This window comes from Paraburkholderia sp. RL17-383-BIF-A (genome assembly GCF_046028015.1).
Taxonomy (GTDB): domain Bacteria; phylum Pseudomonadota; class Gammaproteobacteria; order Burkholderiales; family Burkholderiaceae; genus Paraburkholderia.
Genome location: NZ_JARESR010000017.1, coordinates 44,312 through 67,852 on the forward strand (window position 1 = coordinate 44,312; position 23,541 = coordinate 67,852).

Here is a 23,541-nt window from a genome sequence, read left to right on the forward strand (position 1 = left end):
CGAACAGGACATGCCGATGGCGACCTTCCCCGTCGTCCTGCGCTGCTATGAAATGCAGTGGACCAGAACCCCAAAAAACGCCTCGTTTTCCTGAGTTACCGAAGAAGCAGAAGGCCATCCGTAATACAAGGCGCTTGCGGCCTGCAGATCAGGCTGTTCGAGGGTTTACCAGGCATCGCCTCACCCAAAAGAAAACTCAAACAACACCTTCAGCCGAAGGCACCACCCCCAGCGCATTCCGAATCGCATTAGCCAGCTCAGCAGCGGCAAACTTGGCCACATACCCATTAGCCCCGGCATTCTTGACATGCGCCTCGTTAGCGGCCCCGGTAAGCGAAGAATGAATAATGACCGGAATATCCCGGGTCCGTTCATCCGCCTTGATCTGCCGGGTCAGCATGAACCCGTCCATCTCAGGCATCTCGAGATCGGTCAAAACCAGCGCAATACTATCCTTCACCCGCGTTCCATTAGACGCGGACTCCCGAGCGACCTGCTGCAAGGTATTCCACGCTTCTTCCCCGGTCTTGGTCATGACAAAGTCAGCCCCAATCGCGCTCAAAGCCTGCTCGATGAGCTTGCGAGCAAACCCGGAATCATCAGCAGCAAGAATCTTCGCTCCACGCCGGATACCCAACGCCTCTCCCACCGAAGCAGGATCGACACTCGGATGCTGTGACGGAAACACGTCACGCAACACCTGCTCCACATCGATCACCTGAGCGAGCCGCGAATCACCCGTGTTGCCGTCGATCCGCGCAATACTCGTGACAAGATTGCCGCCGGCCGCGCCCTCGGCGGACAACACCTGGTTCCACTCCAGCCGCACGATATCGTCGACTTCCTCGACCGCGAACGCCTGCGTGGAGCGCGCGAATTCCGTCACCAGCAAGATGTTCAGACCGCGCGTCGGCTCGCAGCCCATCAGCCGCGGCAAGTCGATCACAGGGATGATCTGCCCGCGAATGTCCACCGCGCCCATTACGAACGGCGACGAACCGGCGATCGGCGTGACCGCCGGCATCGTCGAGATTTCACGCACCTTGAAGACGTTGATGCCGTAAAGCTCGTGCGCGTCGCTGCCGGGCACGGAGCCCAGCCGGTATAGCAACAACTCGAATTTGTTGGAACTCGTCAGGTTGCTGCGTTCGTCGCTCGATCGGTGTTCTACTGCCATTGCATCTCTCCAAGGTTGCGGTGCGTGTGATGCGCCATACAACCGTTACGTTGAGTCCCTGGCGCGCGCCCTACCTTTCTGTTATCGGCGCGGCGCGCGGAAAATTCAGCGATTGCACGCTGTTTTCCTCGCATTCTCTGGTTAACACGCAGTCTATAGGCGAGCCACCACCTGAACACGAAGGGGCGCGAACCCGCTGGTCGCAATACACGCCCGCCAGGTCATTCATATGAAGGTTACCTGCGGTTACAGAAGCGACAGCGTCGTATCACATGGTGCGCAGCGTGGCTCCTAGAATGCACAGCGATAAAAGCGTGGCGCCGTCAGTGACTGGAAAGCTGGCTGAAAGGTAATCGTGCAGCCGGTATGACCCCCGAGGCGCACACGCATTGCCGTTGTTTCGCTTCCACCTCAAGGAGAACGTATGATCCGCTTGCCTCTCGCCACCCTCAGCAGCGCCTGCATGGCTGGTCTGCTCGTCGTCGCCACTGCGGCCAATGCGCAAAGCGCGCCCGCAGCACCCGCAGCACCCGCAGCGGCTGCCGGCCGTCTGCATGCCGCCGATCAGACGTTCATCGCGGACGGCACCAAGGCCGTCGCAACGCAGCGCGACGCCGCACGCATCGCCACCTCGCGCTCGACCGACCGCGACGTCAAGGCGTTCGCCGAACGTGTCTCCACCGACAACGCGAAAATCTCCGACGCGCTGCGCGCAGCCAGCCCGCGCGGGGTCGATGTGCCGAAGAACGATCCTGACGCGGCCGTGCTCGCGAGCATCAATAACCTGCGTGGCGCCGAGTTCGACAAGGCCTATATCGAACAGGTCGCGCTCGCCGGCGAACAGAAAGCACTGTCCGCATTTCAGGCGGAAATCGCTTCGGGCCGCGACGAACAGTTGAAGGACGCGGCAAAGAAGGCGCTGCCGACTATCCAGGAGCACTACGCAATGGCACAGGATCTCGCCAAGCGCAAACATCTGTCGACTACCGCGCAGTAAGCGGCAAACGTTTTGCTACGCGTCACGTCGCGGCGTGACGTGACGCGACGCTTGACAGTTCGAATGCGCTGTTTTCGGCGATAATCGGCTTCGCTCTTTCGGAGTTCGCTGCGCGTGTGACCTCGCGCGACGCGCGCTCCGAAAGCTTCCCCGATTTTCACGCGCATTCGATCAAAGCTCTCCGCATGGGCAAGCCTGCCAATCTGCCACAACAGTTGGACCATATGCTTCGGCAAGCCGTCGGGCTCCAGCAGAACGGCGCATTCGCCGAGGCCGAAGAACTCTATCGCGAGATTCTCGAACTCAAACCCCGTCATTTCGACGCGCTGCAATTGCTGGGTGCGCTGGCACTGCAAGCGGGCCGTCTGCAAGAGGGCGTCGAACTGCTCAGGAAAGCGCTTGCTGTCAACGCAAAGCAGGCGCCGATTCATTCGAACCTCGCCTATGCGTTAAACGCCTTGCAGCGTTTCGACGAAGCACTGCTGAGTGCCGATCGCGCACTGGCCTTGCAGCCAAAATTCCCTGACGCACTGAACAATCGCGGCAACGCGCAAGCCGGCCTGAACCGGCCGCTCGACGCCCTCGGCAGTTTTGATCGGGCGATCGCGCTGATGCCGGATTTCGCGCAGGCCTGGAACAACCGCGCCTGCGTGCTGCGCGATCTGGGCCGTCCCGCGGATGCGCTCGCGAGCTGCGATCACGCGCTCGCATTGCAGCCGAATTATCCCGATGCGTGGAGCAATCGCGGCAATGCGTTCAGCGACCTGAACCAGCCGGAGGAAGCCGAACGAAGCTACCGTCGCGCGCTCGAATTGGCCCCCGCGTTCGCCGATGCCTGGAACAATCTGGGTCTCACACAAATCGATCTCAACCAGCACGCGCAGGCGCTATCGAGTTACGAACGCGCACTGGCCGCGAATCCCGCGGCTGCCGAGACGCATTGGAACGCGTCGTTATGTCTGCTGCAAATGGGGCAATTCGAATCCGGTTGGCAGAAATATGAGTGGCGTTGGGAGCGCAGCCGGATCAAGGCAAGCCGGCGCACTTTTGCGCAGCCCCTTTGGCGCGGGGACTTTTCGATCGACGGCAAGACGATTCTGTTACACGCGGAGCAGGGCCTCGGCGATACGCTGCAGTTTTGCCGATATGCCGCGCTGGTGTCGAAGCTCGGCGCGAAGGTCGTGCTCGAAGTGCCGCCGGAATTGATGCGCATCATGTGCACGCTCGACGGCGTGGACCAGTTGATCGAAGCCGGCCAAACGCTGCCGGCATTCGATTGCCACTGTCCGCTGCTGAGCTTGCCGCTCGCGTTCAAAACCGATCTCGACAGCATTCCGTCTGCCACGCCTTATCTCTTCGCGGATGCCGAAGCGGCTCGCCAATGGCACGATCGAATTCACGTGGCAGACGACGGCCGCCTGAAAGTCGGACTCGTGTGGGCAGGTGGAAACCGGCCGCATGTCGCGGAGCTTCGCAAGAACGACGCGCGCCGCTCGATCGCGATCGAGCGATTTGCGCCGATTCTCGATGTGCCGGACGTGCGGTTCTTCAGCCTGCAAAAAGGGCCGGCGGCACAGCAACTCGATAACGCCGGGTTGAGTGGCCGCATCGTCGATTACACAGAAGAGCTGGGCGATTTCGCCGACACGGCGGCATTGGTCGCAAACCTCGATCTGGTGATTTCCGTGGACACGTCCACGGCTCATCTGGCCGGCGCGCTCGGCAAGCCGGTCTGGATTCTGAACCGCTTCGACACCTGCTGGCGCTGGATGCTGGAGCGCGCCGATACGCCGTGGTATCCGCGTGCGAGGCTGTTCAGGCAACCCGCATTGGGCGATTGGGACAGCGTGATGCAGACCGCGCGCGACGCGCTGGCCGCGTGGAGCGCACCGGCTATGGGCGCCGCTCACTCGCGATAGCGACACCGTTCGTGCTGCCGGCGCGTTTGCGCGGACGCGCGTAGACTGATCGTCCGTTTATCGACGGTCAAGCCACGGAGATTCATCAATGGAATACAGACATCTGGGTGCATCCGGTTTCAAGGTGCCGGTGCTGAGTTTCGGCACGGGCACATTCGGCGGCAAGGGCGAATTCTTTCAGGCGTGGGGCGCGACCGACGTCGCCGAGGCGCGTCGGCTGCTCGACATCTGCTTCGATGCGGGCGTCACCATGTTCGACACCGCGGACATTTATTCGAGCGGCGCGTCCGAGTCGGTGCTCGGTGAAGCGCTCAAGGGCAAGCGCGACAAGGCGATCATCTCGACCAAGGCGACCTTCCGTTTCGACGATGGGCCGAACAGCGTCGGCTCGTCGCGCTTCCATCTGATCCAGGCGGTGGACGCCGCACTCAAGCGCTTGCAAACCGATTACATCGACCTGTTCCAGTTGCACGGCTTCGACGCCAGAACGCCGGTCGCCGAAGTCCTCTCGACGCTCGACGATCTGGTGCGTGCCGGCAAGATCCGTTATACCGGCGTGTCGAATTTCTCCGGCTGGCATCTGATGAAGTCGCAGGACGTAGCGGACCGCTACGGTTATCCGCGCTACGTCGCGAATCAGACCTACTACTCGCTGGTGGGCCGTGATTATGAATGGGAACTGATGCCGCTCGGCGTCGATCAAGGCGTGGGCGCGGTGGTGTGGAGTCCGCTAGGCTGGGGGCGTCTCACGGGCAAGATCAAGCGCGGCCAGCCGTTGCCCGATTCGAGCCGCTTGCATAAAACCGCCGACATGGGGCCGCCGGTTCCGGACGAGTACCTGTTCCGCGTGCTCGACGCGATCGACGAGATAGCCGGCGAAACCGGCAAGACCGTGCCGCAGATTGCGTTGAACTGGCTGCTGCAACGGCCTACCGTGTCGACGGTGCTGATCGGTGCGCGCAACGAGGAGCAATTGCGGCAGAACCTGGGCGCGGTGGGCTGGAATCTCACGCCTGAGCAGGTGGCCAGGCTCGACGCGGCGAGCGCCGTGCGTCCTGCTTATCCGTACTGGCATCAGGAAGGATTCGCGGAACGTAATCCGAAGGCGGTGTAAGTCAGCGCGCTCATTCGGAAACGCGCTGCATGGCGGGCGCTCCGGTTCGACATCGCCTCGCGAGTTCGGCCGGAGCGGTGAAAAGTTCGCGGTAGTGACAGTGGCCGGACGCTTCAGGCGATGCCGCCATTCGCTCGCAAAATCTGACCGTTCACCCAGCCCGCATCCGGACCGGCGAGGAACGCCACGACCGACGCAATATCGTCCGGCTGACCGAGGCGTTGCAGCGGTGGCATCTTCGCGAATGTCTGGATCTGCTCTTCAGTCTTGCCGTCGAGGAACAGCGACGTCGCGATGGGCCCCGGCGCCACCGCGTTGACGGTGATGTTGCGGCCGCGCAGTTCCTTGGCGAATACATGCGTGAAGGCTTCGACCGCCGCTTTGGTCGCGTTGTAGATCGCGTAGCCAGGCATGTTCAGCGCGAGTGCTGTGCTCGAAAAGTTGACGATGCGTCCGCCATCGTTCATGCGGGCGGCGGCTTCCCGCAACGTGTTGAAAGTGCCGCGCACGTTGATGTCGAAGGTCTGGTCGTAGAGCGCGTCGCTGGTGTCGGCGAGCGGCATGGTCTTGAGCACGCCGGCGTTGTTGACCAGCACGTCCACCTTGCCTAGTTGCTGTTCGGTGATCTCGAACAGGCGGCGCACGTCGTCGGCGTTCGATACGTCGGCCTTCACCGCAACGGCTTGCGCGCCGGCAGCCGCGAGTTCCGCCACGAGTGCGTCGGCTTCGGCCGAGCTGGACGCGTAATTGACCGCGACGGCGAAGCCTTCTTTGGCCAGACGTTGCGCGACCGCCGCGCCGATGCCGCGCGATGCGCCGGTCACGATGGCGACTTGAGTATGGGCAGGCTTGTTCATGAGGCGTTCCCTTGGTCCAGTGAGTAGATGAGCTGAATCATGGACGCTTTTCGCCCATAGATAATCCGGTTAGACTGGCCATCATCATTCCATTTGCTTTAACAATGGGCGCTCAGCCCGCCCGCCAGGCACTGAACATGGATCGTTTCGAGGAAATGCGCGTTTTCGTGCGGATCGCCGAGCGGCAGAGCTTCACGCGCGCCGCGGACGATCTGCAGATTCCGCGCGCCACCGTGACCAACCTGATGAAGCGCATGGAGCAGCGGCTCGGCGCGCGGCTGCTCGAACGCACCACGCGTACGGTGCGCCTCACCCACGACGGCGAGGCGCACTACCGCCGCTGTGTGCGGCTGATTGCCGACATGGAAGAGGCGGAGGGCTCGTTTTCGAACCTCGCGCCCAAGGGACTGCTGCGGGCGAATTTGCAGGGCACGCTGGCGCGGCACTTCGTGGTGCCCGTGCTGCCGGCGTTTCTCGCGCGCTTTCCCGAGATCGAATTGACGATCGGCGAAGATGACCGGTTCGTCGACCTGGTTCGTGAGGGCGTGGATTGCGTGCTGCGAGCAGGTAATCTGCAGGATTCGACGTTGGTGGGCCGCCGCGTCGCGCAACTAGCGCAAGTCACCGTCGCGAGTCCGGCGTATCTCGCAGCCTATGGCGAGCCGGCCGATCCGGCGGCGCTGTCCGCGCATCGGGCGGTCAATTATGTGTCGAGTGCAACGGGCAAGGCCGTACCGCTCGAATTCAACGTGGCGGGGCGAATCGTGGCGACGGTGCTGCCGTCGGCGGTGTCGGTGACCGGCACCGAACTCTATACCGGCTCGGCGCTTGCCGGGCTCGGTATCGTGCAGGTGCCGCAATACCGGGTCGCGGCGGAACTGGAAGCGGGCCAGTTGAAAATCATTCTTGCGGACTTTCCGCCACCGCCGATGCCGGTGTCCGTGCTGTATCCGCAGAACCGTCAGTTGTCGTCGCGAGTGCGGGTGTTTGCGCAGTGGTTGAGCGACATCTTCAGCCCGCGTCGCGCGGCGGCTTGAACGTCTGGCGTCAGCCCATACGCCGGGCCGCACGCAATCGCGCGGCTTTTTATGCGGGCGGCGCGGCTTCTCGTGGGATCATACGCGCCGTGCGGGGCGATTCTGCTTTTGCACGGTACGGCACAAAAGGAGCAGGGCAATGATCGATGGACTGGTGGGCGGGCGGTTGTACGGCGAGGCGCAGATCCGCACGGGGCAGAACGGCAGGCGTTTCGTGACCTGCAAGGTGCGCGCGACCACCAACGACGGCGACACGATTTTCGTCAACGTAATTGCCTTCGACGACGACGTGCAAACCGCGCTGCTCGCGTTGAGCGACGCGGACAGCGTAGCGCTGAGCGGCACCTTGACGCCCAAGGTCTGGACCGACAAGAACGGGCTCGTCAAACCCGCGGTGGATATGGTCGCCCACAAGCTGCTAACGGCCTACGAAGGACGCCGCGAAGCGGACGAGTGACGCGTGGCTCCCGGCGCACCGCCAGCATCGCTGAGATACTCGACAAAGCGCTCGGCGACAGGCTCCGCGTCGCCGCTTCTGCGCAACAGAAGCACTTGCGATGACAGCGTCTCGCCCGTTAGCGGCAAAAAACACACGCGCGGATCCTGCACCTGGCGCAACGTGTACGGCACCAGCGCAACGCCCATGTCGAAGCCGACCATCGTCACGACGGTCTGCCACAAGCGTGCCTCATGGCGAATCAGCGGACTGAATCCTGCTCCCACGCACTGCGCGATGATCAGGTCGTGATAGTGCGGCGACACGGTACGCGGAAACAGAATGAACGGTTCCTGCGCCAGCGCGCGCAGATCGACCTTGCGTTTGCGCGCGAGCGGATGAGCGGCGGGCAGACAGCACAGGAACGGCTCGGAGAAGATCGGCGTGGAAGTGACATCGGACGGGAAATTGCCCCAGTGCGCGCACCCCATGTCGATCTGCATCCGCTGGATTGCGTGCACCTGCTCGCTGGTGTTCATCTCCTTCAATACGATTTCGACGCTGGGGTAATCGGCCTCGAAGCGTTTCACTGCTTGCGGCATTCCGCGGTACAGCATCGAATTCACGAAGCCGATCCGCAAGCGGCCGGCGAGGCCATGCGCCGAGCGAACGGTCATGCGTTGCGCTTCGCTCGCCTGCAATAACAGGCGGCGCGCTTCGCCGAGCAGCACTTGCCCGGCGTTGGTCAGCGACACGGTTTTGTTGGTGCGCGCGAGCAACTGCACGCCGAGTTGCTCCTCGAACTTGCGAATGTCGAAGCTGAGGGCGGGCTGCGAAATGAAGAGCCGCTTGGCTGCGCGGCCGAAATGCAACTCCTCGGCGACCGCCACGAAATAGCGCAACTGTTTCAGGTCCATGGCTGTCTCCCGGTTTCTTATCGATAATCTGTGTCTATCGTACCGGATATAGTTTGTATTAGACGATTATCGTCGGCGCTCATATGCTCCTTTCACTAGCACTATCGTGCATGGAGACAAGCATGAGCGAAGACGACGCGCAGCCGGCACACGGCTCGTCCAACATTCCCGACAGCCGGGGCATCAACTTCTTCACCAGCGATCCCGACTTCGAGCGTCTGCTTAAGCTGCATCTCGGCGACACGCTGTTTCACGAACTCGAGGGCCAGTTCGTTTCGCTGGGCCAGCGTGCCTCCGAAGAACTCGACGCCTGGGCGCTGTCCGCCGACAAGCATCCGCCGCAATTGAACCATCGCACGCGGCGCGGCGAAGCAGTGCAAAGCATCGACAAGCATCCCGATTACGTCGCGCTGGAACGCGTGGCATATGCGGAGTTGGGACTCGCCGCGATGAGTCATGAGACGCACGACGGCGCAATGTCACCGCCGCCGCTCGTCAAGTACGCGCTGACCTTTTTGTTCGTGCAGGCAGAATTCGGCCTGTGCTGCCCCGTGAGCATGACCGATTCGCTCACGCGCACGCTGCGCAAGTTCGGCGCGCCAGAGCTGGTCGCGCGCTTTCTGCCCATGCTCGCCTCGCGCGATTTCGACACGCTGTTTCAGGGCGCGATGTTCATGACCGAACAGGCGGCGGGCTCGGACGTCGCGCGTATTGCCACGCGTGCGTCGCTCGGGACCGATGCGAATGGCGAAGAAACGTGGCGCCTCTACGGCGACAAATGGTTCTGCTCGAACGCCGACGCCGATCTCGCGATGGTGCTCGCGCGTCCGGACACGGCGCCGCCCGGCATCAACGGACTCGGTCTGTTCCTCTTGCCGAAGACCCTGCCGGATGGATCGCGCAACAGCTATCGGATCGTGCGTCTGAAGGACAAACTCGGCAGCCGTTCGATGGCGAGCGGCGAGATCGTGCTGGACGGCGCGGTGGCCTATCTGATTGGCGAAGTGGGGCGCGGTTTTCATCAGATGGCCGACATGATCAACATGTCGCGTTTGTCTAACGGTGTGCGTGCCGCGGGTTTGATGCGCCGTGCGCTGACGGAAGCGCTGCACATTGCCCGCCATCGCGAAGCGTTCGGCCGCAAGCTGATCGATATGCCGTTGATGCAGCGTCAGTTGCTCAAGATGATGCTGCCCGCCGAACAGGCGCGTTCGATGTTCATGCGCATTGCACAGCTGCTGCAACAGGCCGACGCAGGCGACCGGCAGGCGGCTAAATGCGTGCGCATCCTTACACCGCTCATCAAGTTCCGCGCTTGCCGCGACGCGCGCCGCGTGACCGGCGACGCGATGGAAGTGCGCGGCGGCACCGGCTATATCGAAGAATGGAGCGACGCGCGGCTCGTGCGCGACGCGCATCTCGGCTCGATCTGGGAAGGCACGAGCAACATCGTCGCACTCGACATCGCGCGCGCGGCGAAACGCGACGGCGCGCTCGAACCGTTGCGCACCTATCTGCAGGATCTGCTTGGCACGGCGGGTTTGCCGACGGCCAGCCTCGCGTTGCTGCGCTCGACGCTCGCGCGTGCGTGCGATGCGCTGGCCAGGGTGGCGGATTCCGGTCGCGACGAATGGGTTCGCCAGGCCGGCACCGCGTTGTATCACGCGAGCGCCGCCGTGCTGATGGCTTGCGAAGGCGTGCATTTCGCACCCGATTACCGGCGTCTTGCGCTCGCTCATCTGGTGGTGCGGCACAAGCTGTTGCCCGTGGATCCGCTGGCATTGCATTCGGCATCGGATGAAAGCGCTGTGATCGATGCGTTGGTCAATGGCCGCAGCGTGACGCTTGAAGAGGCGCTGCAACTCTTGCCGGCAGGGAGCGCGCAATGACCACACACGTGAACGACGGCAAGCAAGGCGCGCTGCAGGGCATCAAAGTCATCGACCTGAGCCGTGTGCTCGGCGGCCCGTACTGCACGCAGGCGCTCGCCGATCACGGCGCGCAGGTGATCAAGCTCGAACCACCGGACGGTGACGAAACCCGCGGCTGGGGGCCGCCTTTTTATGGCGACACCGCGTGGTACTTCGCGGGCGTGAACCGCAACAAGCAGGGCATCGCGGTCGATCTTTCACGCGACGAAGGCCGCGCGATTCTCTGGAAGCTGCTCGAAGACGCCGACGTGCTGGTCGAAAATTTCAAGCCCGGCACGCTCGCGCGCTGGGGCATGGACTACGAGCGCGATTTGCGTGAGCGCTTCCCGAAGCTGATTCATTGCGCCGTATCCGGGTTCGGTCCCGACGGTCCGCTCGGTGGTTTGCCCGGCTACGACGCCGCGATTCAGGCGATGACCGGCCTGATGAGCGTGAACGGCGAGCGTGACGGGCCGGCCACACGCGTCGGCTTGCCGGTGGTCGACATGGTCACCGGCCTGAACGCGCTCGCAGGCATTCTGCTCGCACTCGCCGAGCGCGCGCAGAGCGGTCGTGGCCAGTCGATCGATATTGCGTTATACGACTGCGGCGTATCGCTGCTGCATCCGCATCTGCCGAACTATTTCGGCTCGGGCCGCACGCCGCAGCGCAGCGGCAACGCGCATCCCAACATCACGCCGTACGACAGCTATCGGACCGCGACCGCGCCCATCTTTCTCGCGGTGGGCAACGACCGGCAGTTTGCGAAACTGTGCGCGCATCTCGGCGCACCCGACCTCGCCGACGACCCGCGCTACGTCGACAACCGCAGCCGCTGCGCGCATCGCGAGCCGCTGAAGGCCGCGCTCGAAAGTCTGCTCGCCGCGCACGAGTGCGAACCGCTCGCGCACGCGCTGATCAGCGCGGGCGTGCCGTGCGGGCCGGTGCAGACCGTCGACGTCGTGGCACGGCATCCGCATACCTTGCATCGCGGCATGGTGGTTGAGATGGGCGAGTATCGCGGCACCGCTTCGCCGATCAAATTGTCGCGCACGCCGGCCACGTATCGCAGTGCGCCGCCGTCGCTCGGTGCGGATACGCGCGACGTGCTCGATAGATTGGGTATCGACTCCGCGACCCAGCAGCGTCTGTTCGAAGCCGGCGTGCTCAAAGCGGGCGGGTACCCAGCATCAGCGCAGCAGTGAGCGGTGATGGCACGAAGAAGCCGCGCCATCCAGAAGAAAGACCTAGGAGACAGAGACATGAATCGCGAGCCCGATGTCCACGCCGCAGGCCGGCAACCCACGCGCGCCGCAGCCGCGGCTTTTGTCGGCACCACGATCGAGTGGTACGACTTTTATATTTACGCCACGGCGTCCGCACTGATCTTCGGCAAGCTGTTCTTTCCCGGCAGCGATCCGTTTTTCGCCACGCTGGCTTCGTTCGGCACGTTCGCGGTCGGGTTCTTCGCGCGACCGTTCGGCGGCCTGGTGTTCGGCCACCTCGGCGACCGTATCGGCCGTAAGAAAGCGCTCGTGGCGACGCTGGCGATCATGGGCGTGGGTACTGTCGGCATCGGCTTCCTGCCGACCTATGCGAGCGCCGGTGTGTGGGCGCCCGTGCTGCTCGTGCTGCTGCGCGTCGCGCAGGGGATCGCGATCGGCGGCGAGTGGGGCGGCGCGGTGCTGATGGCGAGCGAACACGCGCCGCAAGGACGGCGCACGTTCTTTGCGTCGTTCGCGCAACTCGGCAGCCCAGCGGGGCTGATTCTGTCGCTGCTCGCGTTTCGCGCGGTGGCCTCGATGGACAAGGATGCGTTCCTCACCTGGGGCTGGCGTCTGCCGTTCCTCGCGAGCGCGGTGTTGCTGGTGGTCGGCTTGCTGGTCCGGGTGGGCGTTGACGAATCACCAGAATTCAAGGCACTGAAGGCGCAACGGCGAGTGGCCGCGCTGCCGGTCGCCGAAGTCGTGCGTGATGCGTGGCGCACGCTCTTGCTGTGCCTCGGCGCGAACGTGATCGGTGTGGCCGGAGCGTGGTTCGTCAACACCTTCATGCTCAATTACACGACGCAGACCCTCGGCCTCGATCGATCGTTGATTCTCGATTGCCTGTTCGTCGTGGCGTTCATCCAGTTGTTCACGCAACTAGGTTCGGGATGGTTCGCCCAACGCATCGGTACGGGACGATTCCTGAAGGGCGCGGCGGCGTTGGCGATGCTTTCGCCGTATCCCATGTTCGCGCTCGTTTCGACCGGGCGGCCGGTGGCGATCGTGATCGGCATTGCGCTGGCGGTGATGTGCATGTCGAGCTCGTATGCGGTGATGGCCGGGTTCATGTCGACCGCATTCGCCGTGCGTGTCAGGTATTCGGCGATTTCGCTGTCGTATCAGGTGTGCGCCGCACTGGCCGGCGGCCTCACGCCCCTGATCGGAACGTTGCTCGCGCATCGATATCCGGGCGCCTGGTGGCCGCTGGCCGTGTTCTATAGCGTGCTGGCCGGGGTGTCGCTGGTGTGCATCAGTACGCTGGAGCGCCGCAAGCGCGTGGCGGCGCACGGCGTCGTCGAAGCGGCCTAGCGGGATATCCGTGCCGTCGACGCCTGGAAACGCGAGGAAATGTGCGCTTCGTGGTTAACCCCACGTCATACTCCCCCGACATAATGTCATCCTCAGTGGCGCCAAAGCCGCCTACCATCAAAGCGGATGGCAAGAAAAACACGGGAAGTCATCATGAATCGCTATCGTTCGCTGGGCGTCGTGACCGGTGCGGCGCAACTCGCCAGCGCCGATGTCCTGTGCAGAATGAACGCTGCCTGGCAGCGACACGGCGCGGCGCGTCCATTCGATCTCGTGCTCGAGCAGCAGTCCTGGCAGGGACCCGCCTCGCAGAGCGAAGTGAGCGCCCAGTTCAAGATTCATGTGTTTGATACCCTACGCGCGTTTGAAAAGCGCGGTGTCGAAGCGGTCGTGTTGCCGTGCTTCCTGAGTCATACCTTCATCGACGAACTCTCGGCGAATGTTGCCGTGCCTGTCGCCAACATCATGACGGCGCTGAAGGCGCATGTGCGGCAAGCGTTTCCGTCGGTGCGACGGATCGGCGTGCTGACTTCGGACGCCATCCGCGATAACGGCCTTTTCGAGCGTTATTTCGGCGCCGCGCAGTTCGACGTGCTGTATCCGCGCAACGAAGCGGGTTTCGACTGTGTGACGAGCGCAGTCTTTAGCGACGAAGGCATCAGGAATGGCCGCCTTTTTGGCCGCCCGGTCGAATTGTTGCGCGCGGCGTGCGCGGATCTCATTGCGCAGGGCGCGGAGATCATCCTGCCCGGGCTGGTTGAGATCGCGCTGGTCGCGCCCGCGCTCGGGCTGCTCGAAGTGCCGTTCGTCGACGTCAATCTGGTCTACGCGCGCTACGTCGCCGCGGCCCAATATTCGCAGCCGGAGCGGCGCTTCAAGGTAGGCGTGCTGGGCGGCGTGGGGCCCGCGGCGACGGTCGATTTCATGGCCAAGCTGGTACGCAACACTCCGGCCGCATGCGATCAGGATCACATCAAGATCATGGTCGAGCAGAATCCGCAGATTCCGGATCGCACCGCCGCGTTGCTCTGCAACGGCGAGGATCCGACGCTCGCGCTTTACGCCGCCTGCAAGACGCTCGAAGAGGGGGGCGCGGACCTGATTGCGATTCCGTGCAATACGGCGCATGCGTTCGTCGAGCGGATCCAGCCTTCGCTCGGCATTCCGATCGTGAATATGCTGACCTGTACCGCGGATTATCTGCACGAGACCTTTCCGGGTCTGCGCGAAGTCGGCGTACTGGCGACCACCGGCACGCTCGCGAGCCGCGTTTACGAACGGTCGCTCGAAGCACGTGGCTTCGTGCAGATCGCGCCGGGCGAGCAGGCTCAGGCGCGACTGATGCGCGCCGTCTACGGACCGAAGGGCGCGAAGGCCGGCTTTACCTCGGGCGAATGCTGCGACGACCTCGCCGTGGCCGTGAACGATCTGGTGGCGCAAGGCGTGCAGGTGATCGTGCTGGGCTGTACCGAGTTGCCGCTGCTATTGCGCGATGCCGTGCTGGCCTGCGCGGGCGGGCGGGTAGTGCGGCTTGTCGATCCGACCGAGGTGCTGGCGAGGCGCTGCGTGGCGTATGCGCTGGGGGAAAGCGCGAGGCTGGAGGGGGTTCCGGTGGCGCAACGGATCAGCGCTGAGAGTGTTTGCGGATAGGCGGGCACGTCGCGCCGGGCTCTGATGTCAAGAGCCGATTGCAGCAAGTCCGCCCGCACCGTAGGGTGGCGCGCCGGCGCTAACGCGTCTGTGTAGCGGCGCTTCAGAGGCGCAGTCTACGTCCGGTCGCCGGTGCGTCTCCACCACAATGCCCAGAGCACGACCGCGAATAGCACCGCGGCGTCCAAGGCGCCAAGTATGGGCAACGGATCAGTCCACTTGTCCATGTTTATCGATCGGGAATAGTAAGGTGCGCCGCTGCCATAAGCCTCCGTCAGATTGCATACGTTGAGCGCGCCTGTGGCAAGCAGGACGGCACACACCACAACAACGGATAAAATGCGTCCTGGGCCATTTCTGATCATTTTGAGTATCGGACCTTTAGCAGGATGAAGCAGTCTCGATCGGCTTTCACTTCGTCCTGGAGTTCGCGCACAAAGTTCTCCATTCCACCATGCAGGTTGATACAGCCGGCACTGTCCGGGTGCGTGCCGCCGTGAATGAAGAAGCCGCCACGCTTAAACGTCATAGTGGTTGGAAATACATGGATAGTAATCCTGTGAACTCCCCATGCTGCGGTCGGTGCGACGTTGTACCAGCGATTGGTCCACATCTGCGACGGCTGAAGCCAATAGTCTCCTTCGGGGATCGGGCCTTCCTGACTTTTCTGCTGTCTGTCCAAAGAATAGTCGAACCGACCGTCTGGCGAAGGGTGACCTGACGGCCCAGTAGAAGTAGGAGCGCTTGCCACCGGTCATCCTTAGCGAATGCCCATTGAAAGCAAGTGCGAGGCTTGAACGTTTGCAACCGGGTAATCTCGGGTAAGTCTGCTCCGACGCGTACAAATTGCTCATGCATTCCTCTTTGGTCATCAAAGGGGATTCAGACTATCCGCGTCGCGGCTGCGACTTGTGCAAATTTGTCAATCGGGCGCAAGCTTGGAATGGCGCGCTAGTCGATTACCGTCTTCCCGTGATTGATCCCAACGAATGCGCGCGTTGCAGTCGTTAGCGGCGGCCCTGCGGCGCGCGGAGCCGCGAACCACCGCCGGCCGTGGGAACGGCGTTTCGGGCGTTGTCTCGGATAGCGTCTTGACCGGTCACGGTAACGCCCGATCGGGTAGGCTGGTGCTGGCGGAACAGCAGGTCCTGGCCGCCGACGGCTCCTGGCAAGACACTTGAAATTGTGACTTGCGGGCCAAACCTGTATAAATATACAGTATAGTATCCCGTTGCAAGCTGGGCCTCCGCGTGCGTCTCCGCCGGCCCCGCTGCACTGAACTTGCGCGGTCGCGAGGCGTCCGTGAGAGGTAGCCCACTCATTCAGGCGGTCGAAAAATTGGCATCTAACGGCATTATCAAGATTCGCGGCGCGCGCCAGCACAACCTCAAGAACGTCGACCTCGACGTACGAACCGGCGAAATGACGGTCGTGACCGGCCCGTCCGGCTCCGGCAAGTCGAGCCTCGTGTTCGACACGCTTTACGCGGAAGGGCAGCGGCGCTACGTCGAAACATTCAGCGCCTACGCCCGGCAGTTTCTGGACCGCATGGACCGGCCGCAAGTCGACCGTGTCGACGGCGTGCCGCCCGCCATCGCGATCGACCAGACCAACCCGGTGCGCAGTTCGCGCTCCACCGTCGGCACCATGACGGAGCTCAACGATCACCTGAAGCTGCTGTACGCGCGCGCGGCCGAACTGTTCGACCGCCAGACGGCCCGCCAGGTGCGGCACGACACGCCCGAAACGATCTACGCCGAGTTGCTCGAGCGCACCGCGCAGAACGAGCCGCGGCTCGTCGTCACGTTCCCGATCGAACTGCCGGAATCCGCGTCGGAGCAGGAAGTCGAGCAGTGGCTGTCGGCGAGCGGCTATACGCGCGTTCAGGCGCAGCGCGAAGTCGATTCGCCGACCGGCAAGCGCAAGCTGCTCGACGTGGTGGCCGACCGCTTCCGGCTGAGTTCGGTGGACAAGCAACGCGCGGTCGAGGCGATCGAGGCCTCGCTCAAACGTGGCGGCGGGCGCGTCAATATTTACGTGCTGCCGGCGTCGTCCGAAGGACCGGAAGCTCAGGAAAGCGAACCGGAAATCTGGCGCTTCTCCACCGGGTTGCATAGTCCCGAAAGCGATCTGCGCTATGCGGACCCGCAGCCCGCGCTGTTCTCTTTCAATTCGGCGTACGGCGCGTGTGAAGTCTGCCGTGGGTTTGGCCGCGTAATCGGCGTCGACCTCGGCCTGGTGATTCCCGATGCGCGCAAGACGCTGCGCGATGGCGCGATCAAGCCCATGCAAACGCCGGCGTGGAAGGAATGCCAGGACGATCTGATGCGCTACGCGGCGAAAGCCGACATCCGCCGCGGCACGCCGTGGGGCGAACTGACGGACGCAGAGCGCGACTGGGTCATCAACGGGTCGCCGGACTGGAACGGCAAGTGGCAAAGCCACTGGTACGGTGTCAAACGCTTCTTCGAGTATCTCGAATCGAAGGCGTACAAGATGCATATTCGTGTGCTGCTGTCCAAGTACCGCAGCTACACGCCTTGCGAAACCTGCGGCGGCGCGCGGCTGAAAACGGAGTCGCTGTTGTGGCGCCTCGGCAGCAAGGCGAATGCGGACGACGTGCTGCCGGCCGCGCAGCGCTTCCTGCCGCGCGGCGTCGACTGGACGCGCGCGCAACTCGAAGCGTTGCCGGGTCTGACCGTGCATGACCTGATGCTGATGCCGATCGAGCGCATCCGGCGCTTCTTCGACGAAATCAGCTTGCCGAGCGCGTTGCTCGACGACGCACTCAAACTGCTGCTCGCCGAGGTACGCACGCGCCTCAAATATCTGTGCGACGTGGGCCTCGGTTATCTGACGCTCGACCGGCAAAGCCGCACGCTGTCCGGCGGCGAGGTGCAGCGGATCAACCTGACCACGGCGCTCGGCACGTCGCTTACCAAGACGCTTTTCGTGCTCGACGAGCCGAGTATCGGTCTGCATCCGCGCGATCTGAACCGCATCGTCGAAGCCATGCATCGCCTGCGCGACGCGGGCAATACGCTGGTGGTGGTGGAACACGATCCCTCCGTGATGCTCGCGGCGGATCGTCTGATCGACATGGGGCCTGGGCCGGGCGAGCGCGGCGGTTCGATCATTTACGACGGCGTGCCCGAGGCTATCCGTTCGTCCGGCACGCTTACCGGCGAGTACCTCGGGGGCCGCCGGCATGTGGCCGACGCGGCGCACTGGTCGCAGCGGCCGGTGGATGCCGCCACGCCGCGCATCGTGCTCGAAGGCGCGACCGAACACAATCTGCGCGATGTCACGGTGGAGATTCCGCTGGAGCGGCTCGTCTGCGTGACGGGCGTGTCGGGTTCCGGCAAATCCACGCTATTGCAAGACGTCTTGTATCCGGCCATGGCGCGGCACTTCGGACTCGCCACCGAATCGCCGGGCGCATTCAGAAGCCTGAGCGGTGCCGATCAGGTCACCGACGTGGTGTTCGTCGATCAATCGCCGATCGGCAAGACGGCGCGTTCGAACCCGGCCAGTTATGTCGGCGCGTTCGACGAAATCCGCAAACTGTTCGCCAAGGCGCCGCTCGCGCAACAACGCGGTTACGGCCCGGGCATGTTCAGCTTCAACTCGGGTGACGGCCGCTGCCCGACCTGCGGCGGCTCCGGTTTCGAACATATCGAAATGCAGTTCCTGAGCGACGTGTATCTGCGTTGCCCCGATTGCGACGGTCGCCGTTATCGCGCGGAACTGCTCGAAGTGAAAATCGAGCGCGGCGAACCGGCGCGCGCGCTGAGCATTGCCGACGTGCTGGAATTGACGGTGAGCGAAGCGATCACCTTCTTTGCCAAAGACGCCGAAGTGTTGCGCGTGCTGCAGCCGATCGTCGACGTGGGCCTCGAATATGTGAAGCTCGGCCAGCCGGTGCCCACGCTGTCAGGCGGTGAGGCACAACGGCTCAAGCTCGCCGGGTTCCTCGCGGAATCGGCCCAGGCGCGAACCGCGCGCAGCGCGAAGCAGCCGGTCGCAAAACGCCTCTTCATGTTCGACGAACCGACCACCGGCCTGCATTTCGACGACATCGCCAAGCTCATGCAGGCGTTCGGCAAACTGCTCGCAAGCGGTCATTCGCTGATCGTGATCGAGCACAACCTCGACGTGATTCGCGCCGCCGACTGGCTGATCGACCTCGGTCCCGAAGGTGGCGACGGGGGCGGGCGAGTGCTGTGCGCCGGCACGCCGGAAGACGTCAAGGCGTGTGCGGAATCGCATACGGGCGAAGCGTTGCTGCAATACGACCGCGCCATGAGCGCGGCGGAAGAGTCGGCGTCGCAAGGCATTCCGCTGCAAAAGGCGCTGAGCGCCGCGCGTGCGCGCCGGGCGATCGAAGGCGAGGACGTGGTGCGCATCGTCAATGCACGCGAGCACAACCTGAAAGCGCTGGACGTGGACATTCCGCACGGCAAATTCAACGTCATTACCGGCGTATCCGGTTCGGGCAAGTCCACGCTCGCGTTCGACATCCTGTTTCACGAAGGGCAGCGCCGTTACCTCGAATCGCTGAATGCCTATGCGCGTTCCATCGTGCAGCCGGCGGGGCGGCCCGAGGTCGACGCCGTGTACGGTATTCCACCGACTGTCGCGATCGAGCAGCGGCTTTCGCGCGGCGGCCGCAAGAGTACCGTGGCGACCACGTCCGAGGTGTGGCACTTCCTGCGTCTCCTGTATGTGAAGCTCGGTTTGCAGCATTGCATTCACGACGGCACGCCGGTCACGTCGCAAAGCGTCGAGTCGATCGCGGCGCAGTTGCTGCGCGATCACAAGGGACAGCATGTCGGCTTTCTCGCGCCGCTGGTCGTGAATCGCAAGGGCGTCTACACGGATCTTGCCAAGTGGGCGAAAGCGCGCGGCAATACGCATCTGCGCGTGGATGGCGAGTTCGTGCCGGTGGACCCGTGGCCGAAGCTCGACCGTTTCCGCGAGCATACGATCGAATTGCCGGTGGCTGACCTCGTCGTTTCGCCGGACCATGAAACCGAATTGCGTCAGGCGCTCGATCAGACGCTGGAGGTCGGCAAGGGTGTGATGCATCTGCTGGCGCCGCTCGACGGTTTGCACGACGCGATCAGCGGCGGCCGTCCCACGGCCAGCCTTGGTGCCGTGAAGGTGCTGTCCACCAAGCGCGCGTGTCCGGTGTGCGGTACGAGCTACCCGGAACTCGACCCGCGCATGTTCTCGTACAACAGCAAGCATGGCTGGTGCACCACCTGTGTCGGCACGGGCCTCGCGCTCACGCGTGAGCAGCGCGCGGCATACGACGACACGATCGTGGTCGACGACAATCGCGGCCGCGAACAGAGTCTGCCTTCGGAAGAGCAGGAACCCGAAGGTCTCGTGGATGAACCGTGTCCGGATTGCGCGGGTACGCGTCTGAATCCCACCGCGCGCGCGGTCACGTTCGACGCGCAGGCCATTGTCGATGTCGCGCAATGGACCGTGTCCGACACGCGCGCGTGGATCGACACGCTGGAAATGACCGGCCGCGACGCGGAAATCGCGCGCGACGTGATCAGTGAAATCGGCAGCCGCCTGCAGTTCCTCGAAGAAGTGGGGCTCGGTTATCTGAGTCTCGATCGCGCCGCGCCAAGCCTCTCGGGCGGCGAGGCGCAGCGCATCCGGCTTGCCGCGCAACTCGGCAGCAATCTGCAAGGCGTGTGCTACGTACTCGACGAACCCACCATCGGTCTGCATCCGCGTGACAATCAGATTCTGCTGAACGCTTTGCGCAAGCTGGGTGAAAAGGGCAATACGCTGGTGGTCGTCGAACATGACGAGGACACCATCCGGCGTGCCGATCACATCATCGACATCGGGCCGGGCGCGGGCAAGCGCGGCGGTACGCTGGTGGCACAGGGCAGCGTGGCGGACCTGTCGGCGCAACCTGATTCGCTGACCGGACAGTTTCTCGCCCACCCCATCGTGCATCCGTTGCAGCCGCGCCGCGAAGTGGTCGCGCCGGGCAAGCGCACGGCCGCTGTGCCGGAAAACTGGCTGACGGTACACGGCGGCAAACTGCACAACCTGCGCAACGTTACGGTCGGCATTCCGCTCTCGCGGTTGGTGGCGATTACCGGCGTCAGCGGTTCCGGCAAGTCGACGCTTGCTCGCGACGTGTTGATGACGAATTTGCTGGATGCCGTCGGACGTTCGGTGCTGTCGTCGCCGGCCACGCGCCGCGCGCGCGCGGCGGCCGAGGAGAAACCCGCTGCGAACCGGCGCTCCAGCGTGCTGGCGCGCACGGCGCCGCGCGCGCCCTTGAATGTGACGCATGCCTGGCAAGGCTGCGATGCGATCACTGGCTGGGAGAGCATCGACCGCGTGCTGGAAGTCGATCAAACGCCGATCGGCAAGACACCGCGTTCGTGTCCCGCCACGTACATCGGCGTGTGGGACGCGATCCGCAAGCTGTTCGCTGGCACGCTCGAAGCGCGTGCGCGCGGCTATACGGCCTCGCGCTTCTCGTTCAACACCGGCGAAGGCCGTTGTCCGGCCTGTGAGGGGCAGGGCGTGCGCACCATCGGCATGAGCTTTCTGCCCGACGTGAAGGTGCCTTGCGACGTATGTCACGGGCAGCGCTTCAATCCGGAAACGCTCGCGGTCACATGGCGCGGCAAGAATATCGGTGACGTGCTGACCATGGAAATCGACGAAGCCGTCGAGTTCTTCGCGCCCATCTCGAACATCGCACATCCATTGCAGTTGATGAAAGACGTTGGGCTCGGTTATCTCACACTGGGTCAGCCTTCGCCCACGTTGTCGGGCGGCGAAGCGCAGCGCATCAAACTCGTCACCGAACTGAGCAAAGTGCGCGACGACATTACCCGGCGCGGACAGAAGCCGCCACACACCCTATATGTGTTGGACGAACCAACCGTGGGCCTGCATATGGCGGATGTGGCCAAACTGATTCGCGTTCTGCATCGTCTCGCGGACGGCGGCCATAGTGTCGTTGTCATCGAGCACGATCTCGATGTGATCGCCGAGGCGGACTGGATCATCGATCTCGGTCCGGAAGGTGGGGTCGGCGGTGGGTCGATTGTCGCTGCTACGGACCCCGAAGGACTATCTCGCGTTGCCGCGAGTCATACAGGCGCTGCGTTGCGGCCCGTTCTGGCGCGATCGCGGAACGACGACCTCATGGTAACGGGCGAAGGTACGAACGGTTGATGCAACAGAGAGCGGCGCAATCAACTTTGCGCCGCTCTCTTTTTCCGTTCGTTGAACTCCGGCAGTTCATGCAAGCTCGCCCCAGACGTTGCTGATATGCGCAACTCGTTCGGCGCCAGGTGCCGAAACGCGCCATGCGAATTCAACCTACCCGCAATCATTGTCCGGTTTGTTGGCATAATGTAATTTATTGGAATTAATTTGTAATTAAGGTTAAGGCGTAATTGGAATGCGTATTTAGAGTGTCGTAAATAGCGCTAAAAGTATTTTTAAACGCTGCTTTCCTTCTGCTATCGTCTCGCCATCGGCGGCGGTCTCGCCCCGGCGACTCACCATCCAGACAAACAAACTGATCGCGATCCGCTCGAATTACTGTGCGCCCGCGCGGAAAGGCTTGCCCGGTGGACTTCCTGGCGTTGTCGACGAGCATGCCGCCGGCAGATTCAAGTGCATCGGTGCACGTTGTAAGTGCAGAGAAATCCCAATTCTCGGGCATAAAACGTCGAATGCTTATCTGCTCGACATACACTTATTCTTTTAAAGCGGCGCCAATTCGCGGCGAGTTAGAGTTATCTCTCTAAACTAAGTATGCCGCCATCAAAAAAAGTTTGACCGGACATTTTTTGTCCTGCTATCTTTGCCTCCCATGAAACGCATGTGACGTTCGCGCAAAAAGTTCCAGGCGTTACGACACACATCGATCAGGTTGTCTCCAGCGTTCATGCAAGGCAGAAGTTGGCGGTTCAAATTTAATCTATTAGTAGTTCTACTTAGATCGGCTTTCAGGCTCGCATGACATGCGGCCGCAGCCTCCTTGAGTCACGTCCGATTCGTCGGATCGAGGCCGGGGAGTGCTGCGTCCATTTTTGACTGCGAACCAAGGGTAGTCGTTCGCCGGATGATTGAAGTGAATGTTGTTTGCGGTATGTAAGCGCACTGCAGTTATAGAAATGAACGGTTCACGCCGGAGGAGTAAAGGTGGGTACGAAAGTCGAAGGGCAATTTCCGGCAGCAACGGCCCGTATGGAGAGGCCAGGGCGCCCACGAGAGTTTGGGCGCAGCAAGCAGCAAAACCCAGTACGCCGCTTTGGCGGCATCGCAGTCGTTCTGCTCCTGCATATCGTGCTGATCTACGCACTGATCAATGGCCTTGCCACCAAGGTCGTGCAGGTCATTCAACATCCTATCGAAACGAAGATCATCGAGCCGGTAAAGCCGCCACCGCCACCGCCGCTGCCCACGGTGCAATTGCCGCCGCCGAAATTCGCGCCGCCGCCGCCGCCGTTCGTGCCGCCGCCCGAAGTGCAGGTGCAAACGCCGCCGCAGCCGACCATTGCGCATCAGGCCGCACCGGTTGTCTCGGCACCTGCCGTGGCGCCGCCCGCACCGCCGGCGCCGCCTGCGCCGAGCAAGCCCGTGAGTACAGAAGTCGGCGTCGTGTGCCCGAACTCGGATCAGATCCGTTCGTCGATTCGCTACCCGAAGGAAGCGCAGGAAAACAACGTAACGGGTGATGTTCTCATTGAATTCGTCGTCGACCCGCAGGGCCATATTACGAATGAACGTGTTGCCAAATCCGCAGACGACTCCTCGCTGGATCGTGCTGCATTCAACGCGGTCAAGCAGTTCACGTGCGTTTCCCAAGGCCAGGCTGTCCGTGTGCAAGTTCCGTTCTCGTTTAACCTGAACTGAATTCACAGGCTGTTCGGTACCGGTAGCGATTTATC

The 23,541-nt window shown here is 62.8% G+C and carries 15 protein-coding genes; 11 read left to right on the forward strand and 4 right to left on the reverse strand.

What is annotated here, in order from left to right:
• Positions 1-196: 196 nt before the first annotated feature.
• Positions 197-1,177, reverse strand: coding sequence for a chemotaxis protein (locus P0D71_RS20150; protein WP_408296732.1), 981 nt, complete (start codon positions 1,175-1,177; stop codon positions 197-199).
• Between the two features lie 424 nt (positions 1,178-1,601).
• Between P0D71_RS20150 and P0D71_RS20155 the strand changes: the two genes are divergently transcribed.
• The 3 genes from P0D71_RS20155 (at position 1,602) to P0D71_RS20165 (ending at position 5,207) form a co-directional block, all read left to right on the forward strand.
• Complete coding sequence (locus tag P0D71_RS20155) at positions 1,602-2,174, forward strand: DUF4142 domain-containing protein (RefSeq protein ID WP_408481721.1); 573 nt, start codon at positions 1,602-1,604, stop codon at positions 2,172-2,174.
• Between the two features lie 185 nt (positions 2,175-2,359).
• Entirely contained in the window at positions 2,360-4,093 is a 1,734-nt protein-coding gene (locus tag P0D71_RS20160; RefSeq protein WP_408481723.1) for a tetratricopeptide repeat protein, read from the forward strand.
• Between the two features lie 88 nt (positions 4,094-4,181).
• Positions 4,182-5,207 carry an aldo/keto reductase gene (locus P0D71_RS20165; protein WP_091795371.1) on the forward strand — a complete coding sequence of 342 codons (1,026 nt, stop codon included), beginning with the start codon at positions 4,182-4,184 and terminating at the stop codon, positions 5,205-5,207.
• 113 nt (positions 5,208-5,320) lie between these two features.
• Here P0D71_RS20165 and P0D71_RS20170 read toward each other — a convergent pair whose 3' ends face one another.
• On the reverse strand, positions 5,321-6,064 hold the full coding sequence (locus P0D71_RS20170) for an SDR family oxidoreductase (protein ID WP_091795368.1): 744 nt from the start codon (positions 6,062-6,064) through the stop codon (positions 5,321-5,323).
• A gap of 137 nt (positions 6,065-6,201) precedes the next feature.
• Between P0D71_RS20170 and P0D71_RS20175 the strand changes: the two genes are divergently transcribed.
• Both P0D71_RS20175 and P0D71_RS20180 read left to right on the forward strand, forming a co-directional pair.
• Positions 6,202-7,101 (forward strand): LysR family transcriptional regulator, encoded by a 900-nt coding sequence (locus P0D71_RS20175; RefSeq protein WP_408481726.1) that lies wholly within the window; start codon positions 6,202-6,204, stop codon positions 7,099-7,101.
• Positions 7,102-7,240: 139 nt separating this feature from the next.
• Positions 7,241-7,558, forward strand: a complete 318-nt coding sequence (locus P0D71_RS20180; RefSeq protein ID WP_091795362.1) for a single-stranded DNA-binding protein — start codon at positions 7,241-7,243, stop codon at positions 7,556-7,558.
• Here the strand turns inward: P0D71_RS20180 and P0D71_RS20185 are convergent.
• On the reverse strand, positions 7,528-8,454 hold the full coding sequence (locus P0D71_RS20185; protein WP_408481728.1) for a LysR family transcriptional regulator: 927 nt from the start codon (positions 8,452-8,454) through the stop codon (positions 7,528-7,530). The genes P0D71_RS20180 and P0D71_RS20185 overlap by 31 nt on opposite strands.
• 122 nt (positions 8,455-8,576) lie before the next feature.
• Between P0D71_RS20185 and P0D71_RS20190 the strand changes: the two genes are divergently transcribed.
• From P0D71_RS20190 to cuyB, 4 genes are all read left to right on the forward strand, one after another.
• Positions 8,577-10,343 carry an acyl-CoA dehydrogenase family protein gene (locus P0D71_RS20190; RefSeq protein WP_408481730.1) on the forward strand — a complete coding sequence of 589 codons (1,767 nt, stop codon included), beginning with the start codon at positions 8,577-8,579 and terminating at the stop codon, positions 10,341-10,343.
• Positions 10,340-11,569 (forward strand): CaiB/BaiF CoA transferase family protein, encoded by a 1,230-nt coding sequence (locus P0D71_RS20195; protein ID WP_408481732.1) that lies wholly within the window; start codon positions 10,340-10,342, stop codon positions 11,567-11,569. The genes P0D71_RS20190 and P0D71_RS20195 overlap by 4 nt, the downstream gene beginning before the upstream one ends.
• A gap of 57 nt (positions 11,570-11,626) precedes the next feature.
• Positions 11,627-12,940 carry an MFS transporter gene (locus P0D71_RS20200; RefSeq protein ID WP_408481734.1) on the forward strand — a complete coding sequence of 438 codons (1,314 nt, stop codon included), beginning with the start codon at positions 11,627-11,629 and terminating at the stop codon, positions 12,938-12,940.
• A 153-nt stretch (positions 12,941-13,093) separates the two neighbouring features.
• Complete coding sequence (gene cuyB, locus P0D71_RS20205; protein ID WP_408481736.1) at positions 13,094-14,590, forward strand: cysteate racemase; 1,497 nt, start codon at positions 13,094-13,096, stop codon at positions 14,588-14,590.
• A 361-nt stretch (positions 14,591-14,951) separates the two neighbouring features.
• On the opposite strand, the gene P0D71_RS20210 is transcribed toward cuyB, so the two are convergent.
• On the reverse strand, positions 14,952-15,341 hold the full coding sequence (locus tag P0D71_RS20210; RefSeq protein WP_408481738.1) for a tlde1 domain-containing protein: 390 nt from the start codon (positions 15,339-15,341) through the stop codon (positions 14,952-14,954).
• A gap of 587 nt (positions 15,342-15,928) precedes the next feature.
• On the opposite strand from P0D71_RS20210, the gene uvrA reads away from it, so the two are divergent.
• A complete protein-coding gene (gene uvrA, locus P0D71_RS20215) occupies positions 15,929-21,814 on the forward strand; it encodes an excinuclease ABC subunit UvrA (protein ID WP_408481740.1) in 5,886 nt (1,961 codons plus the stop codon).
• 978 nt (positions 21,815-22,792) lie between these two features.
• Entirely contained in the window at positions 22,793-23,506 is a 714-nt protein-coding gene (locus tag P0D71_RS20220) for an energy transducer TonB (RefSeq protein WP_408481742.1), read from the forward strand.
• Positions 23,507-23,541: the final 35 nt, after the last annotated feature.